The organism is Nonomuraea endophytica, assembly GCF_014203235.1.
Taxonomy (GTDB): domain Bacteria; phylum Actinomycetota; class Actinomycetes; order Streptosporangiales; family Streptosporangiaceae; genus Nonomuraea; species Nonomuraea endophytica.
In genome coordinates, this window is record NZ_JACHIN010000019.1 from 141,778 (window position 1) to 157,547 (window position 15,770).

14 protein-coding genes are annotated in these 15,770 nt (G+C 72.8%); 8 read left to right on the forward strand and 6 right to left on the reverse strand.

The window, feature by feature from the left end:
* The first annotated feature begins 2 nt into the window (after positions 1-2).
* A complete protein-coding gene (locus tag HNR40_RS46290) occupies positions 3-3,071 on the forward strand; it encodes an ATP-binding protein (protein WP_184973361.1) in 3,069 nt (1,022 codons plus the stop codon).
* A gap of 78 nt (positions 3,072-3,149) precedes the next feature.
* Positions 3,150-3,839, forward strand: a complete 690-nt coding sequence (locus tag HNR40_RS46295; protein ID WP_184973363.1) for a DUF4097 family beta strand repeat-containing protein — start codon at positions 3,150-3,152, stop codon at positions 3,837-3,839.
* Here HNR40_RS46295 and HNR40_RS46300 read toward each other — a convergent pair.
* Positions 3,820-4,398 (reverse strand): TetR family transcriptional regulator, encoded by a 579-nt coding sequence (locus HNR40_RS46300; protein WP_221341646.1) that lies wholly within the window; start codon positions 4,396-4,398, stop codon positions 3,820-3,822. The two genes, HNR40_RS46295 and HNR40_RS46300, sit on opposite strands and share 20 nt — an antisense overlap.
* A 73-nt stretch (positions 4,399-4,471) precedes the next feature.
* On the opposite strand from HNR40_RS46300, the gene HNR40_RS46305 reads away from it, so the two are divergent.
* Entirely contained in the window at positions 4,472-5,326 is an 855-nt protein-coding gene (locus HNR40_RS46305; protein WP_184973365.1) for an SDR family NAD(P)-dependent oxidoreductase, read from the forward strand.
* On the opposite strand, the gene HNR40_RS46310 is transcribed toward HNR40_RS46305, so the two are convergent.
* Genes HNR40_RS46310 through HNR40_RS46320 form a run of 3 tightly spaced genes read right to left on the reverse strand, consistent with a single transcriptional unit; the run spans position 5,323 to position 7,839 of the window.
* The gene (locus tag HNR40_RS46310; protein WP_184973367.1) at positions 5,323-5,988 is read right to left on the reverse strand and encodes an AIM24 family protein; all 666 of its coding nucleotides are present in this window, start codon (positions 5,986-5,988) and stop codon (positions 5,323-5,325) included. The two genes, HNR40_RS46305 and HNR40_RS46310, sit on opposite strands and share 4 nt — an antisense overlap.
* A 49-nt stretch (positions 5,989-6,037) precedes the next feature.
* A complete protein-coding gene (locus HNR40_RS46315; protein WP_184973369.1) occupies positions 6,038-7,111 on the reverse strand; it encodes a Gfo/Idh/MocA family protein in 1,074 nt (357 codons plus the stop codon).
* Positions 7,108-7,839, reverse strand: a complete 732-nt coding sequence (locus HNR40_RS46320) for a sugar phosphate isomerase/epimerase family protein (protein WP_184973370.1) — start codon at positions 7,837-7,839, stop codon at positions 7,108-7,110. Before HNR40_RS46320 ends, HNR40_RS46315 begins: the two co-directional genes overlap by 4 nt.
* A gap of 58 nt (positions 7,840-7,897) precedes the next feature.
* On the opposite strand from HNR40_RS46320, the gene HNR40_RS46325 reads away from it, so the two are divergent.
* Positions 7,898-8,329, forward strand: a complete 432-nt coding sequence (locus HNR40_RS46325) for a hypothetical protein (protein WP_184973372.1) — start codon at positions 7,898-7,900, stop codon at positions 8,327-8,329.
* Here HNR40_RS46325 and HNR40_RS46330 read toward each other — a convergent pair.
* Entirely contained in the window at positions 8,320-9,279 is a 960-nt protein-coding gene (locus HNR40_RS46330; protein WP_184973374.1) for a GlxA family transcriptional regulator, read from the reverse strand. The genes HNR40_RS46325 and HNR40_RS46330 overlap by 10 nt on opposite strands.
* A gap of 71 nt (positions 9,280-9,350) precedes the next feature.
* On the opposite strand from HNR40_RS46330, the gene HNR40_RS46335 reads away from it, so the two are divergent.
* Together HNR40_RS46335 and HNR40_RS46340 are read left to right on the forward strand one after the other, a co-directional pair.
* Positions 9,351-10,637: an MFS transporter gene (locus tag HNR40_RS46335; RefSeq protein ID WP_184973376.1), complete on the forward strand. Its 1,287-nt coding sequence runs from the start codon at positions 9,351-9,353 to the stop codon at positions 10,635-10,637.
* Entirely contained in the window at positions 10,621-11,283 is a 663-nt protein-coding gene (locus HNR40_RS46340) for a peptidyl-tRNA hydrolase (protein WP_184973378.1), read from the forward strand. The genes HNR40_RS46335 and HNR40_RS46340 overlap by 17 nt, the downstream gene beginning before the upstream one ends.
* Here HNR40_RS46340 and HNR40_RS46345 read toward each other — a convergent pair.
* Positions 11,270-12,226, reverse strand: a complete 957-nt coding sequence (locus HNR40_RS46345) for a DUF3616 domain-containing protein (protein ID WP_312896784.1) — start codon at positions 12,224-12,226, stop codon at positions 11,270-11,272. The genes HNR40_RS46340 and HNR40_RS46345 overlap by 14 nt on opposite strands.
* A 176-nt stretch (positions 12,227-12,402) precedes the next feature.
* On the opposite strand from HNR40_RS46345, the gene HNR40_RS55665 reads away from it, so the two are divergent.
* Positions 12,403-13,284 carry a hypothetical protein gene (locus tag HNR40_RS55665; protein WP_246510577.1) on the forward strand — a complete coding sequence of 294 codons (882 nt, stop codon included), beginning with the start codon at positions 12,403-12,405 and terminating at the stop codon, positions 13,282-13,284.
* A 5-nt stretch (positions 13,285-13,289) separates the two neighbouring features.
* Positions 13,290-15,539 carry an ATP-dependent zinc metalloprotease FtsH gene (ftsH, locus tag HNR40_RS46360; protein ID WP_246510579.1) on the forward strand — a complete coding sequence of 750 codons (2,250 nt, stop codon included), beginning with the start codon at positions 13,290-13,292 and terminating at the stop codon, positions 15,537-15,539.
* Positions 15,540-15,770 lie beyond the last annotated feature (231 nt).

Genomic DNA, 15,770 nt, shown 5'->3' on the forward strand with positions numbered 1-15,770 from the left:
CCATGCGTTTCGGGGTGCTCGGCCCGCTCGAGGTGCGGACGGACGACGGCGAGCTGGTGCGGGTCCCCGAGGCGAAGGTCCGCGCGCTCCTGGCCGACCTGCTCGTCGAGCCCGGCCGCCCGGTGAGCGCCGACCGCCTGGCCGCCGACCTGTGGGGCGACGACCTGCCGGGCGACCCGGCCAACTCGCTGCAGGGCAAGGTCTCGCAGCTGCGGCGGGCGCTGGGCGTCAAGGACCTCGTGGCGTACGGCCCCGCCGGCTACCTCCTGCGCGCCGACCCGGACTCCGTGGACAGCGGCCGCTTCACCACGCTGCTGGCCGAGGGCCGGGCCAGCGCCGATCCCCGCGAGCGCGCCGCGATCCTGGGCCGGGCGCTGGCGCTGTGGCGTGGCCCCGCCTTCGCCGACTTCCGCGACGAGCCGTTCGCCACGGCCGCGGTCGCCCGCCTCGAAGAGCAGCGGCTGACCGCGCTGGAGGAACGCGCCGAGGCCCGCCTGGAGCTGGGCGAGCACGGCGCGCTCGCGGGCGAGCTGGCCGAGCTCGCCGCCGCCCACCCGCTGCGCGAGCGCCTGCGCGCGGCCCACATGCGCGCCCTCTACCTCGCCGGCCGCCAGGCCGAGGCGCTGGCCGCCTTCGCCGACCTGCGCGCCCGGCTCGCCGGGGAGCTCGGTCTCGACCCCGGTCCCGAGCTGACCGCACTCCACCAGGCGATCCTCGAACACGCGCCCCGGCTACGGCCTCAGGTGCCGATCTCCCCGTCGGAGCTGATCGGCCGCGACCAGGAGGTGGCGGAGGTCAGGGCGACGCTGGGCACGGCGCGGCTGGTCACGCTCACCGGCCCCGGCGGCGTGGGAAAGACCCGGCTCGCGCTGGCCGCCGCCGGGGGCATCGACGGCGCGCTCGTGGTCGAGCTCGCGGGACGGCACCGCCCGGCGAACGCCAGCGCGGACGAGGTCGCCGAGGCGATCGCCACCGCACTCGACCTCCGCGACGAGGCCCCGACGCCTGAGGTCCCGACGCCTGAGGTCCCGGCGGCCGAGGCGCCGCGCATCACCCGGCGGCTGGTCGGCGCGCTGCGGACCCGGGGGACCCTGCTCGTCCTGGACAACTGCGAGCACCTCATCGAGCCCGTCGCCGAACTGGTGGGCACCCTCCTGCGCGAGGTGCCGGAGCTGCGTGTGCTGGCCACCAGCCAGGAGCCGCTGGCCCTGACCGGCGAGGTCCTGCTGGCCGTGCCACCGCTGCGCGCCCCCGAGCCGGACGCCGACCTGGCCACCCTGCGCGAGACCGGCGCGGTCATCCTGTTCGTGGCCAGAGCCGCCGCCTCCGCGCCGGGGTTCACGCTCGACGAGGACAACGCGGCCGCCGTCGCCGCGATCTGCCGCCGCCTCGACGGCCTCCCGCTCGCGCTGGAGCTGGCCGCCACGAGGGTCCGCGCGCTGGGCGTGCGCGGACTGGCCGAGCGGCTCGACGACCGGTTCCGCCTGCTGGCGTCCGGCCGGCGCGACGCCCCCGCCCGCCAGCGCACCCTCCGCGCGATGATCGACTGGAGCTGGGAGCTGCTCAGCGAGCCCGAACGCGTGGTGCTGCGCCGCCTGGCCGTCCACGCGGAGGGCTGCACGCTGGAGGCGGCCGAGCAGGTCTGCGCGGGCGGGGAGGTGGCCGCCGACGACGTTCTCGACCTGCTGTCGCGGCTCGTGGACCGCTCGCTGGTCGTGACCGCCGACGGGGCGCGCTACCGGCTGCTGGAGTCCGTCGCCGCCTACTGCCTGGAACGGCTGCGCGCCGCCGGCGAGCTCGACGAGGTACGCCGCCGCCGCGACGACCACTACGCGGACCTGGCCGAGCGGGCGGCGCCGTACCTGCAGGGCGCGGACCAGCGGCGCTGGCTGGATCGGCTGGACGACGAGTCGGCCAACCTCAGGAACGTCCTGGACGAGGCGCTCCACCGGGGCGCTGCCGGGCTCGCGGTGCGGCTGGTGATCGCGCTGGCCTGGTATTGGTACCTGCGGGGCCGTCACCGGGAGGCGCACCGGGCGATGGGCGCGGTGCTGGAGCTGACCGCCGACGGCAGGGTGCTGGCCTGGCACACCGGCTTCGCCCTGCTCAACGCCGACGGCGAGGACCGCTGCGAGCGCCGCCGGCGCGCCCTCGACCTGCTCGACGCCGATCCGGGGGCACGCGGCATGGCGGCGTGGTTCCTCGCCTTCACCCACCTGAACTTCGGTGACCTGTCGGCCAGCGAGAAACTGGCCGAGGTCGCCCTGGACGACTTCACCGAGACCGGCGACGAGTGGGGCCTGGCGGCGGTGCTCGCCATCAGGGCGGGGCAGGCGACCTTCCGCGGCGACCTGGCCGGGCTGGAACGCGACGGTTCCGACAGCGCGCGCCGCTTCCGGCGGCTGGGCGAGCGCTGGGGCCAGGTCCAGATCGGCGACACGCTGGGCTTCCTGGCCGAGATCAACGGCGACTACGAGCGGGCCGCAGCCCTGCACGCCGAGGGGGTGCGGATCGCCGAGGAGGTCGGCCTGGTCCTGGACGTCTCCTTCCGGCTGTCCGGCCTCGGCCGCATCGCCATGCTCACGGGCGACTACGAGGCGGCCGTGCGCCACCACGAGCACGCGCTGCGGGTGGCGCGGGAGCACTCGCACACGTTCGGGGTGCAGTTCGCCGAGGTGGGGCTGGGCATGGTGGCCCGCCGTCAGGGCCGGCTCGACGACGCCGAGGCGCACCTGAACCGCTGGCTGGACTGGACCCGCGAGCTGGAGGCCGACTACGGCGAAGCCCTGCTCCTGGCCGAGCTCGGCTTCGTCGCCGAGTTGCGCGGCGACGCCGAGCAGGCCCGCCGCCTGCACGAGGCGGGGCTGGCCGCGGCGCTCAGCAGCGGCGATCCGCGGGCGAAGGCGCTGGCCCTGGAGGGCCTGGCCGGTGCCCGCTCGCTGGCGGGCGACCACGCCGAGGCAGCCGCGCTTCTAGAGCAGGCCGCGCGGCTGCGCGAGTCGGCGGGCGCGCCCCTGCCGGAGGCAGAACGCCGCGACGTGGACCGCGTCAGGGCCCGGATCGGCGACTGACCCCCGGGGTTCCCCCGAGGGCGGGTCAGGGGTGTACCCGGATGTGGAGCGGTGGGGCGGTTCGACAGGATGACGGTCATGAAGACGATGGTGTTGGCGGGCGGCCTGCTGGCCTCCGCGGTGTTGCTGACCGGGTGCGGGCTGCCGAACTTCGGCAAGGCGGCCAACCAGGAGACGGCCGACTACACGGTGACCGACAAGGTGGTGAAGCTCCGCCTGGCCGGCGGCTCGGGCAACGCCGAGATCCGCGAGGGCACCGGCGGCGCCATCAAGGTCGTGGAGACGCTGAAGTGGAACTCCGACAAGCCCAAGACCGAGCACAAGGTCGAGGGCGACGCGCTGGTCATGCGCTACGACTGCCCGGCGGCCATGGACAACTGCAGCGTTGACTACAAGATCGAAGTGCCCAAGGGGCTTCAGCTCGACCTGGAGACCGGCTCCGGCGACATCGCGCTCAAGGGCGTGACCGGGCCGATCGTGGCCAGCGTGGGCTCCGGCGATCTGGTGGGCACGGGACTGCTCGGCAAGACGGTCTCGGTGAAGACCGGTTCAGGTGACACCAAGCTGACCTACGCCGCCGCCCCCGACCAGGTGGACCTGGTCACCGGCTCCGGCAACTCCGTGCTTGAGCTGCCCGCGGGGCCGTACGCCATCCAGGCCGTCGCCGACTCCGGCGACGCCACCGTCTCGGTGAAGAACGATCCGTCCGCCACCCGCAAGGTCTCGGTCAAGGCGGGCTCCGGGGACGTCAGCGTCCTGCCCGTGTAGGGGCGAACAGCGCGAACGCCCGGTCGACGAGGGCGAGCCGGTCGGCTCGCCCGTCGGAGCGGGCCCAGGCGCGCGCCACGCAGTCAAGGGCGGCCCCGGCCGCCGCGGTGAGCAGGTCGGCGGTGAAGGGGTCCAGCCCCGGTCTGGCCGCCACCGCCCGCGCGATCTGCTCGCGCGTCTCATCTCGTTTCTGGTGGTAGCGGGCCCGCAGTGACGGGCTCGACTCGATCAGCCGCAGGCGTTCCAGCGCCTGCCGCTCGTCGTCGATGCGCTGCTCCCACGTACGCAGCACCGTGTGCAGGCCCGTCCAGGCGTCTTCGCCGGCCGGCCGGGCCGCGATCTCGGCGGCGATCCGCTCGCCCATGAAGTCGATCTCGCCCAGGACCACGTCCTCCTTGACCGCGAAGTAGCGGAAGAAGCTGCGCTTGGACATGCCGGCTGCCTGGACGATGTCGTCCACCGTGGTCTCGTCGAAGCCGCGCTCGGCGAACAGCCGCCTGGCCACCTCCACGACCTCCGCACGCACGGCGCGCTTGGTCCGCTCCCGCAATCCCGTCATGCCGGAAGTATACCCGTTGACATTTGTGGCATCGAATGCCACTTTTAGGCCATCGCTCTGATGAGGAGATGGCATGCACGGGAAGACAGTCCTGATCACCGGCAGCACCGCGGGCATCGGCAAGGAGACTGCCCGCGCCCTGGTGGCGCGCGGCGCGCACGTGATCCTGGTCGGCCGCGACCCCCGCCGCGCCGAGGCGGCAGCCGAAGAGCTGGCCCGCGGCACCGGCCGGGCCGAGGCCATGACCGCCGACGTGTTCGGCCTACGCGGCCTGCGCGACCTGGCCGCACGAGTGCGCGAGCGCGGCGGCCGGCTCGACGCGCTCGTCAACAACGCCGGCGCCAACACCGACCGCAGGCGGCTGACCGCCGACGGCGTGGAGACGATGTTCGCCGCCCACGTGCTGGCGCCCTACACGCTCACCCGGGAACTGCTCCCGCTGCTGCGCGGCGGCGGCCGGGTCGTCAACGTCACCGGCGGCATCCCCGGCGCCCCGATCGAGCTGGACAACCTGCAGGCGGAGAAACGCTTCATGGGCTGGACGTTCAGCCAGTACAACCACACCAAGACGATGCTCATGGCGATGAGCCACCGGATGGCGGAACGGCTGCGCGAGCACGACGTGGCGGTCAACGTCGTCTATCCCGGCCACGGCGACACCCCGATGAACCGGCAGGTCGCGATGTCCGCCTTCCCCTACGTCTACCGGCCGCTGGCGCCGCTGGTCAGGCTGATCGCCCCGCTGGCCTTCGGCGACCTGGCCAAGCCCGCGCGCTCCAGCGTCCACCTCGCCGCGAGCGCGGAGGTGGCGGGCGTGAGCGGCGCCTACTTCGGCCAGAACCTGCGGCACCGCCCGTGGCCCAGGACCGTGCTGGACGAGCGCGTCCGCGACGCCGTCTGGGACCTGTGCGAGAAGCTGAGCGCCTAGGACGCCTTCGGGATCGGCGGGCCCTCGCTCGCCTGCACCAGCACGAAGCCCTGCCCCTGGAAGGCCAGCTGCATGGCCTCGCCGCTGCCCCGCCCGATCAGCGCTCCCGCCTTGAACGTACGGTTGACACCCACATGGAGCCCCGCGCTCCAGCAAACCGCCGACTGCCCGTCGGCGAACGTCGGCGCCTGCCCGGCGTCCAGCATGACCGGGCTGCCGTGGGCGGTGACCGCCACCCAGCCGGTGCCCGTGACCGTGGTGTTGAACAGCCCGCCGGCGGCCACGCCCGCCCCCTGCACCCGGTTGATGTCCCAGGCCAGCTGCGGCTCGAAGGCCAGCAGGTTGCGGCCGTTGACGGTCAGGCCCTCGTTCTCCAGGTAAAACAGGTGGATGTCGTCGGCGTTGTCGGCGAGGTAGAGCAGGCCGTCGCCCTTCACCCGCATGAGCGGCACGCCCTCGCCGGTCATGACCTTCTTGAAGAGCTTGCCCACGCCGCCGGAGCCTTCGTAGTCGAAGGCCATCTGGCCCTGGAAGGCCACCATGGAGCCCTGGCGGGCCAGGACTTCCTGCGGCAGCCGTACCCGCAGCATCTTGGTGTTCTGCAGCGCGAAGGAGCCCTGCGCCTGCTGGGGGTCGAGGTTGCCGAAGAAGGAGCTACGCATGTCCGGGTCAACGCGCGGATCCCGGCTTCGGTTCCCCGACCCCCGCCGATCAGTCGAGCCAGCCGTCGGGCAGCGGTTCCGGCAGCGGCGCGCTCGTGCGCAGGCGCCGGAACTCGCCCTGCTCGGCCGAATCCGTGATCGCGGTCATGATCTCCAGGACGTGCAGGCCGAGCGCGCCGGAGGCCCGGTGCGGCGTGCCGTCACGCAGCGACCTGACCAGGTCCAGGACGCCCATGCCGCGGCCGACCTGCGAACCCTCGACGGGAAGCTCGCGCCAGTCCGCCTCCCGTGGCCCGCGCACCAGCAGCGGGCCGCCGAAGGTGTTGGGGTCGGGCAGCGACAGCGCGCCCTCGGTGCCGAGGATCTCGATCTGGTGCCTCGGGACGGCCGAGTCGAAGCTGAACGTCGCCGACACCGACGGCCCGCTCGCCAGGTCGATCAGCGCGTGCACGTGCGTGGCCACCTCGACCGGGAACGTGCTGCCCGCCCTCGGTCCCGCGCCCGCCACCCGCGCCTCGCGCGCCCTGCGCGTGCTGCCCGCCACCTGTACGGCCGGCCCGAGCAGCGCCGCCAGCGCCGTGAGGTAGTACGGCCCGAGGTCGAACATGGGCCCGCCGCCCCGCAGGTAGAAGAACTCGGGACTCGGATGCCACACCTCCGGCCCGATCCCCTGCACGGCCGCGTTGACCGCGACAGGCTCCCCGATGATCCCCGAGCGCAGCGCCCGCCCGGCCGACTGCAGCCCGGCGCCGAGGAAGGTGTCGGGGGCGCTGCCCACACGCAGCCCTAGCCCCTCGGCCTCCGTCAGCAGCTTCTCGCCCTCGTCCAGGTCGAGCGCGAGCGGCTTCTCCCCGTACACGTGCTTGCCGGCCCGCAGCGCAGCCAGGCCGACCGCCGCGTGCGCGGCCGGCACGGTGAGGTTGACCACGACCTCGACCTCGGGCACCGCCAGCACCGATGCCAGGTCGCCGGAGACCGGCACCCCGTGCTCGGCGGCGACCGCGGCCGCCCGCGCGGTGTCGAGGTCGGCGACCCCGATCACCTCGATCTCCGGGAAATCGGCCAGGTTGCGCAGGTAGGCGGCGCTGATCACACCGGCGCCGACGATCGCCACGCCGGTCATCGCACCTCCAGCGCGCTGAGGTAGGCGTGGCTGGCTTCCAGGGCGTCGAAGATGTCGCCGTCGCAGGAGTCGAGCTCGACGATCCGCAGCGCGCCCGGCTTGGCCGACAGGATCTCCGGCACCGGCACGACGCCGGAGCCGACGGCCGTGTGCGGCTGGTCCTTCACCCCCGGCCCGTCCTTGACGTGCAGGGCCAGCACCCGGTCGCCGAGGCGGCGCAGGAGCGCGGGCACGTCGGCGCCGCCCACGTAGGCCCAGTAGGTGTCGACCTCCAGGAAGATCTCGGGGGCCAGGAGCTCGAGCGCGTGCTGACCGTCGATCACCGGCTCGATCTCCCACCAGTGGTTGTGGTAGCCGATGCGCACGCCGTGCTCGCGGCCCTGTTCGGCCAGGGCGAGCAGCCGTTCCGAGGTGCGCAGCAGGCCGTCGCGGCCGGTGAACTCCTCGTGCGGGATGCCGCCCGGGATGATCGCCAGCTCGGCGCCGAGGGTGGCGATGGCCTCGAAGACGGGGCCGGTCTCCTCGCCGAGCAGCGCGTACGCGTGGGTGCTCGGGATGGCCAGCCCCAGATCGTCGCAGAGCTCGCGCATGCCCTTGGGGTCGTTCATCGGGTCGAAGGGCTCGACCGCGCGGTAGCCGATGCCGGCGATCCGGCGCAGCGTTCCGTCACGGTCCGCTGACAAAGGGTCGCGGACGGAGTAGAGCTGGACGTTGAGGGGATTGATCATCAACTCTCCAAGGCAGGTGGCCGCTCTACCCATTCGACCACGCCGCTATTTTAGGGACGTGACCTCCCCTATCAAGCTCGACGTCTCGCTGGGTGTGGGCCTGCGCAGCGGGTGCGGCTGCGCGAGCCTCGTGGTGCTGATCCTTGTGGCCATGGCGAGCATGTCGGCGCTGGGTGCGGGCATGACGACGTTCCAGACGGCGGTGACGCTGGGGTTGTTCGCCGGGGTCCCGATCCTGGGGCTGATCGGCGTCTGGATCTTCCTGAGGCGTGGCACGGCGGCCTGGCTGGAGGGGACGACGCTGGTCAGGAAGGTCGCGTACCGGACCGTCCGGGTCGATCTGACGCGCGCCACGCTCGTCTACACCGGCCACTCGCTGATCGTGCGGGAGCCGGAGACGGGTTCGTTCCGGCTCGCGCTGCGCACCCCGCTGCCCGAGGACGTCGTCGAGTTCCTCAAGGAGCACGCGGACTCGCGCCGTCAGACCTGAACCGCCCGCGTGAACGTGTTGCGGTAGGCCAGCGGCGAGACCCCGACCGCGGCGTGCAGGTGCTGGCGCAGGGAGACCGCCGTGCCGAACCCGGCGCGCCTGGCCACCTCGTCCACCGGCAGGTCCGTCGCCTCCAGCAGGTCCCTGGCGTGCCCGACCCGCTGCCCGGTCAGCCACTTGGCCGGGCTCAGCCCGGTCTCCTCGCGAAAGCGCCTGGTGAACGTGCGCACGCTCATGCCGGCGTGCGCGGCCAGCGTGGCCAGATCGAGCGGCTCGGCCAGCCGGCCGAGCATCCAGGCGCGGGTGGCCGCGGTGCTGGTGCCGGCGGGGTCGGGCAGCGGCCGGTCGATGTACTGCGCCTGCCCGCCCTCGCGCGAGGGCGGCATCACGCACCGGCGGGCGGCCCGGTTGGCCACCTCGCTGCCGAAGTCGCGCCTGATCACGTGCAGGCACAGGTCGAGCCCGGCGGCCACGCCCGCCGAGGTGAGCACGTCGCCGTCGTCGATGTACAGCACGTCGGGGTCCAGCTCGACCAGCGGGAACAACGTCGCGAACCGGGCCGCCTCCCGCCAGTGCGTGGTGGCCGGGCGGCCGTCGAGCAGTCCGGCCGCGGCCAGTACGAAGGCGCCCGTGCAGATCGACATGATCCGCCGGTGCCCCTGGAGCGCGGCGCGCACGTCGCCGGGCAGCGTGCCGTCGACCATCACCCGCCCGCCGTGCACGCCGGTCACGAGCACGGTGTCGGCGGTGTCGAGCACGCCGAGATCGTGGTCGGGCGTCACTGAGTACCCGGCGTCGCACCGCACCGGCAGCCCGCCGGGCGAACACGTCACGATCTCGTAGAGCCGCTCGCCGTCCGGCGTCTCCGCCACCCGGAACACCTGGCCGGGCACGCCCAGGTCGAGCGTGGCGAAATGGTCGAGCACGACAACCGCGACACGATGCACCATGGCCTGATTCTTTCACATATTGGCTCTCCGGCCACTTTCGCGGTCATCGCCGGATCCATCAGCATGATCCGGTGAGAAGACTGCACCGTGCCTGGCTGGTGGCGGCCGTGGCCTTCGTGGCCATCCTCGGCGCCGCCGGGTTCCGCGCCACCCCCGGCGTCCTGATAGAGCCGCTCCAGCGCGAGTTCGGCTGGTCCACCGCGACGATCTCGCTGGCCGTCTCCATCAACCTCGTCCTGTACGGCCTGACCGCGCCCTTCGCCGCCGCCCTCATGGACCGCTTCGGCATGCGCCGCGTGGTCTCGGTCGCCCTGCTGCTGGTGGCCGCGGGCAGCGGCGGCACGCTGGCCATGACCGCGTCGTGGCAGCTCCTGCTCTTCTGGGGCGTCCTGGTCGGGCTGGGCACCGGCTCCATGGCGCTGGTCTTCGCCGCGACCGTCACCGAGCGCTGGTTCGTACGGCACCGCGGCCTGGTCACCGGCCTGCTCACCGCGGCGGGCGCCACCGGGCAGCTCATCTTCCTGCCCGTGCTGGCCCACCTGGCCGAAGGGCCGGGATGGCGGGTCGCCTCGCTGACCGTGGCCGGGTGCGCGCTGGGCGTCGTCCCGCTCGTGTGGTGGCTGCTGCGCGACCACCCGGCCGACGTGGGCACGACCGCGCTGGGGGCCGAGCCCGGGGCGGGCCGTACCGAACCGCCCGCCGTCAACGCGGCGGTCAGGGCGCTGTCGGTGCTCAGGTCGGCGGCGCGCACGCGGCCCTTCTGGTTCCTGGCCGGCGGCTTCGCCATCTGCGGCGCCAGCACCAACGGGCTGGTCAGCACTCACTTCATCCCCGCCGCGCACGACCACGGCATGCCCCAGGCGAGCGCCGCCGGGCTGCTCGCGCTGGTGGGGATCTTCGACGTCGTCGGCACCGTCGCCTCCGGCTGGCTCAGCGACCGGATGGACTCGCGCATTCTGCTCGGCGTCTACTACGCGCTGCGCGGGCTGTCGCTGATGGTGCTGCCGGGGCTGTTCGCCGCCACCACCGAACCGAGCATGCTCGTCTTCATCATCTTCTACGGCCTCGACTGGGTGGCCACCGTCCCGCCCACCGTCGCGCTCTGCCGCAAGATCTACGGCGCCGACGGCGGCGTCGTGTTCGGCTGGGTGTTCGGCTCCCACCAGATCGGCGCCGCGATCGCCGCCGTGCTCGCCGGCCTCACCCGCGACCAGCTCGGCACCTACGACCTGGCCTGGTACGCGGCCGGCGGGCTCTGCCTGGTCGCCGCCGCGCTCTCGCTGGCCATCGGGAGGGGGTCGCGCCCGCGTACCGGGACGCCGTCGGGCATGCTGGTCAGCGATGAACGACGAGCTTGAACTGAGGGTCCTCCCGCTGGTGGTCAGGATCGAGCGGACCGCGCCGCCCGAGCGCACCGACGCGCTGGAGGCGGCCGCCATGGCCGTGCTGAGCGTCCTGGCCGACCCGGGGGAGTGGAGCGAGGAACTGCTCGCCTGGCAGGCCACCGGGAAGATCCGCAAGGTGGTGCGCCGGGCGCGCGGGGCCGAGTGGGCGCGGGTGCTGGCGCTGCCAGGCCGTACCGTCGAGCATCGGTCGGCTGAAGTGCGCGTGCATCCGCCCGTCCCGCTCGACGGGTGGCCCAAGGACCTGTCCAGGCTTCAGGTGTCCGGCACCGACCTGGCCGACGGCGCCGCCGTACCGGCCGCCGAGCCGCCCGTCCTGTGGGAGAACCCCGCGCTGGAGATGAGCGCGGGCAAGGCCATGGCCCAGGCCGGGCACGCCGCGCAACTGGCCTGGTGGGCCAGCGGCACGGCCGAGCGGGCGGCCTGGATCGAGCGCGGGCTGGCCGTCTCCGTCCGCACCGCGTCCTCGCGCGAGCGTTTCGACGCCCTGTCCGGCAGCGGGCTGCCGGTGGTGCGCGACGCCGGGTTCACCGAGATCGCGCCGGGCTCGTGCACGTTCGTCGCCGAAGCGCCCTGGCTGGCTTCCTCTAGAGCGCGATGATGTCGGCCAGCACCCCGCCCTGCGGGGTGAGGCGGTGCGAACCCGGCGAGTCGTAGACCACCATCAGCCGCCCGTCCGGCAGCATCGCCAGGCCCTCCGGATGGTCGAACCCGATCCCGAACGGCAGTTCGGCGACGGTCTCCAGGTCCTGCGCGCCGACCATGTCCGTGTGCTTGCCGACCCGCCAGCGCACCACCCGCACCGGCCCGTCCAGGTCCATGCTCGGGCCGGTGAGCAGCAGCAGGTCGCCGTCGTAGGGGCACAGGTCCCGCACGCCCAGCCCGCCCAGGTCCAGGAAGTGCTTCTTGTACGGCGTCGCCAGCCGTAGCCTGCCGCGGTCGGCGGGGACCGGGTTCACCTCCAGCACCACGGCCCAGCCGCGCAGCACCGGCCCGCGCAGGCCCAGGAAGACCCGGCGGCCGATGACCGCGATGCCCTCGATGTCCAGGCCGTTGTCCTTGCCGGGTAGCGCCAGGAACGGGGCGAGGTGCTCGTCGTCGTCCAGGTGCCGGGCCAGGTTGTCCTTGCCCGACATGATCTCGCCGGGCAGCGGGCTGTTGGTGACCGGGTCCAGCGGGAGGCGTACCAGGATGAACCGGTTCTCCTCGCGCAGCACCGTCGCCAGCCGCCTGGACGCCTTCTCCGGGTCCTTGGACTTGGGCTTGCGGCGCTTGAGGCTGTGCGAACCCACCAGCCACAGCTGGCCGTCGGTCCTGGCCAGGCCCTCGATGTCGGCCTCGTCGTGGGGGCCGGCCGGCAGGTCCACGTAGTCGGCGAGATGGAAGGTGCGCTGGTCGTCGTAACGCTCGCCGTTCCAGGCGAGATGTTCGATCGTGGCGGTCTCGTCACCGGCCAGCCAGAGGCCGGCGCCGTCGTGGCGGACCGCGGACAGGTTGGTGTGGGTCAGCGTCTCCCGCGAGGCGGGATGGAATCGGAGCTCCACCTGGTGCACCCTGCCATGATGACACTTCCATAGCTTCTTGCACGCAATAGCTGGATTTGTCGTACGCTCCCGTCGTGCTCGATGGGGAAGGTGGGACCGTGGGTTCCCGTGTGACAACGGCGGACAAGCCAAAAAACGCCTCCCCGCCAAGGCGTTCCCGCATCGGCGACCTGCGCATGCGGGACGTCTATCGCGGGCTCGTCGTGCTCGTCGCGGCGGCGGTCGCCGTCGTCGCTGTCGTGCTCGCACTTCCCTCGCGGCCGGACGAGGTCGCGGAACGGCCGGTCGCCGCGCCATCGACCGCCCCGCCGACCTCGTCCGCCACCGCATCCGGTGCCGTGCCGGCCGCCCCGTCCGGGATGCCGGCCGACGGGGCCGTTCATCCCGCCGGTACGGCCGAGCCCGCCGTCACCCCCTCCGCCGCGGTGCCCGCGCTGCCCAGTCCGGCGCCGTCGGTTTCCCAGGCGGCGGCGCGGCCCACCCCCAGGCCCACGCCGTCGCCCGGTACGTCCCTGGCACCCGGATACACCGCCATGGAGGCCTTTTACGCCGACGCCCGGCTGCCCGAGGTGCCGGCGAAGCCGAAGAAGGCCGTGCTGCCCAAGCCGGGCCGCCGCGTGCTCGCCGACAAGCGGAGCGGCGTGGCCGTACCTCTGCTGGGAAGTCCTTGGAAGCGGCACCGCGGCGCGCCGTTCACCAGCAAGCAGGTGCTCCCCAAGTTGCGTGGCCGCGCCGAGCGCGGCCTGGTCGTGAGCTGTCCCGTCCCGATCGAGGCGCAGAAGGATCCGCGCGACACCGCGCTGCTGGCCGCCCGCTGGACGCTCAACCTCCACCCCAAGGGCGCCACCGTCCGCTGGCTGACCTCACAGCGGGTCAAGGGCGGCTGGGCGACGACCTACCAGGTCAAGTACGGCAAGCGGTCCTCGTTCGCCGCCGTCGTCGTGCTGGACGGGGGAATGGGCAAGCCGGGACTGGTGTTCGCTTCGATACCGGACACGCAACGTAAGCGTTGGCGTGACATCTACCGCGTCGTCTCTGGTGCCCGTGTTCTAGGGTAGAGATCATGGATGCGGCGATTTGGGGGAGTGACGCCGTGGAACGCTCTGGGCCGCCTCAGGAGCAGGACAAGAACAAGCAGAAGCCCTGGCGTGCCGAGGGCCTCCCGGGTGGTTCCGGCACCGGGCGTCCCAAGATCAATTGGTGGCGCTTCGTCGTGACGCTGCTCGTGGTGTACGCGGGCTTCTTCCTGATCTCCTCTTTCTTCGACAGTGAGCCGGTGGAGACGATCTCCTACACCGAGTTCACCAAACAGGTGACGGCGAACAACGTCAAGGACGTCTACGCCGAGGGCACCGCGGTCCAGGGCGACCTGAAGGCCGCGGCCACGGACCCCGACGACAAGAAGCAATATACGAAGTTCGAGACCGAGATCCCGGTCTTCGCCAATACCGACCAGCTTTACCAGCAGCTCACCTCCGCCGGAGTGCAGATCAAGGCCGCACCGGTCGGCGGGCGCGGGCTCTTCCTGAACCTTTTGCTGTCGTTGCTGCCCGTGCTGCTGCTCGCGGCCCTGTGGATCTGGGTGATGCGGCGCGGCGCCAGCATGATGGGCGGCGGCGGCCTGGGCGGGCTCGGCAAGTCGAAGGCCGCCAAGCCGGTCGAGAGCTCCAAGATCCGGGTCACCTTCGACGACGTGGCCGGCATCGACGAGGTCGAGAACGAACTCGTCGAGATCGTCGACTACCTGAAGGACCCGGGCAAATACCGCAGGCTCGGCGCCAAGCTGCCCAAGGGCGTGCTGCTCGCCGGCCCGCCCGGAACCGGCAAGACGCTGCTGGCCCGCGCCGTGGCCGGTGAGGCCAACGTGCCGTTCTTCTCCGCCAGCGCCTCCGAGTTCATCGAGATGATCGTCGGCGTGGGCGCCTCCCGGGTGCGCGACCTGTTCGAGGAAGCGCGCAAGGTCGCCCCGGCGATCGTGTTCATCGACGAGATCGACGCCATCGGCCGCGCCCGCGGCGGCGCCTCCGGCCTCGGCGGGCACGACGAGCGCGAGCAGACGCTCAACCAGATCCTCACCGAGATGGACGGGTTCTCCGGCGCGGAGGGCGTCATCGTCATCGGCGCCACCAACCGGCCCGAGGTCCTCGACCCCGCCCTGCTGCGCCCCGGCCGCTTCGACCGGACCGTCCAGGTCGGCCTGCCCGACGCCGCCGGCCGCAGCGCCATCCTGCAGGTCCACACCCGCGGCGTGCCCCTGGCCGGCGAGGTCAGCCTCGACCAGCTCGCCAAGACCACGCCCGGCATGACCGGCGCCGACCTGGCCAACCTCGTCAACGAGGCGGCGCTGCTGGCCGCCAAGCGCGGCAAGGACAAGGTCGGCACCGCCGACTTCACCGACGCGCTGGAGAAACTGCAGCTCGGCGCCGCCCGCAGCATCGTCATGCCGGAGGAGGAGCGGGTCAGGACCGCCTACCACGAGGCCGGGCACGCGCTGCTCGGCATGCTCCAGCCCGGCGCCGACCCGGTCAGGAAGATCTCGATCATCCCGCGTGGCCGGGCGCTCGGCGTCACCCTGTCCACCCCCGATACCGACCGCTACGCCTACGACGAGAAGTACCTGCGTGGCCGCATCGCCGGCGCCCTGGGCGGCATGGCCGCCGAGCAGGTCGTGTACGACCTCATCACCACCGGCGCCGAGAACGACCTGGAGCAGGTCACCATGATCGCGCGGGGCATGGTGGGCCGGTGGGGCATGTCCGCCAAGGTCGGCCCCCTCACCATCCTCCCGAACGACGGCCAGCAACCCCAGGCCTCACCCGCCACCCTCGCCACCGTGGACGAGGAGACCCGCCGGATCGTGGACGAGTGCTACGAGGTGGCGGTGCGCATCCTGTCGGAGAACCGCGACAAGCTGGAAGCCATCGTGGTGGCGCTGCTGGAGCACGAGACGCTGGACGAGGCGGGCGCGTACGCGGCGGCCGGGGTCACCCGGCCGGTGAACACCCCGTTGGAGGCTCCGCGCGCCAACGGCGAGCTTCCCCGCGGCACGGACGCCCCGTCCGGCCCGGCCCCGCTGCCGGAGCCGTCGGTCGACGGGTCGCCGGTGCCTGATGTCGCCGCTTCTGACGTGTCCGGCTCGGGCGCGCCCGCGTCGGCTACGCCCGCCCCGGGCGCGGCCGCTTCGGACGCTTCGGACGTGTCCACCCCGCCGAGCGCGTCCGCCTCGAACGGCGGCACCCCGAGCGGCGGCACCCCGAGCGGCGGCACCCCGAACGGGGTTACCGGCGAGTCCTCCGACGCACCCAAGCCCTGAGGCGTCTCCCGGAGCCCTGAACTCAGCCTGGTCCTCCGAGGCCCGGTCCTTCGAGGGAGCCCCGGTGTCCACAGGGCTCCCGAGAGGCCCGGTCCTCCGCCGGTCTAGCCTGAGGCTCCGAGCATGTTGCCGAAGGCCCTGGCTGTGGCCGGTCTTCCGCAGGGCGGCCCCATCCCCCGCCTGACTTCTGCGAAGCCCCGATTTCCCGCCCTTTGGCCAAGCCCGGGCTCG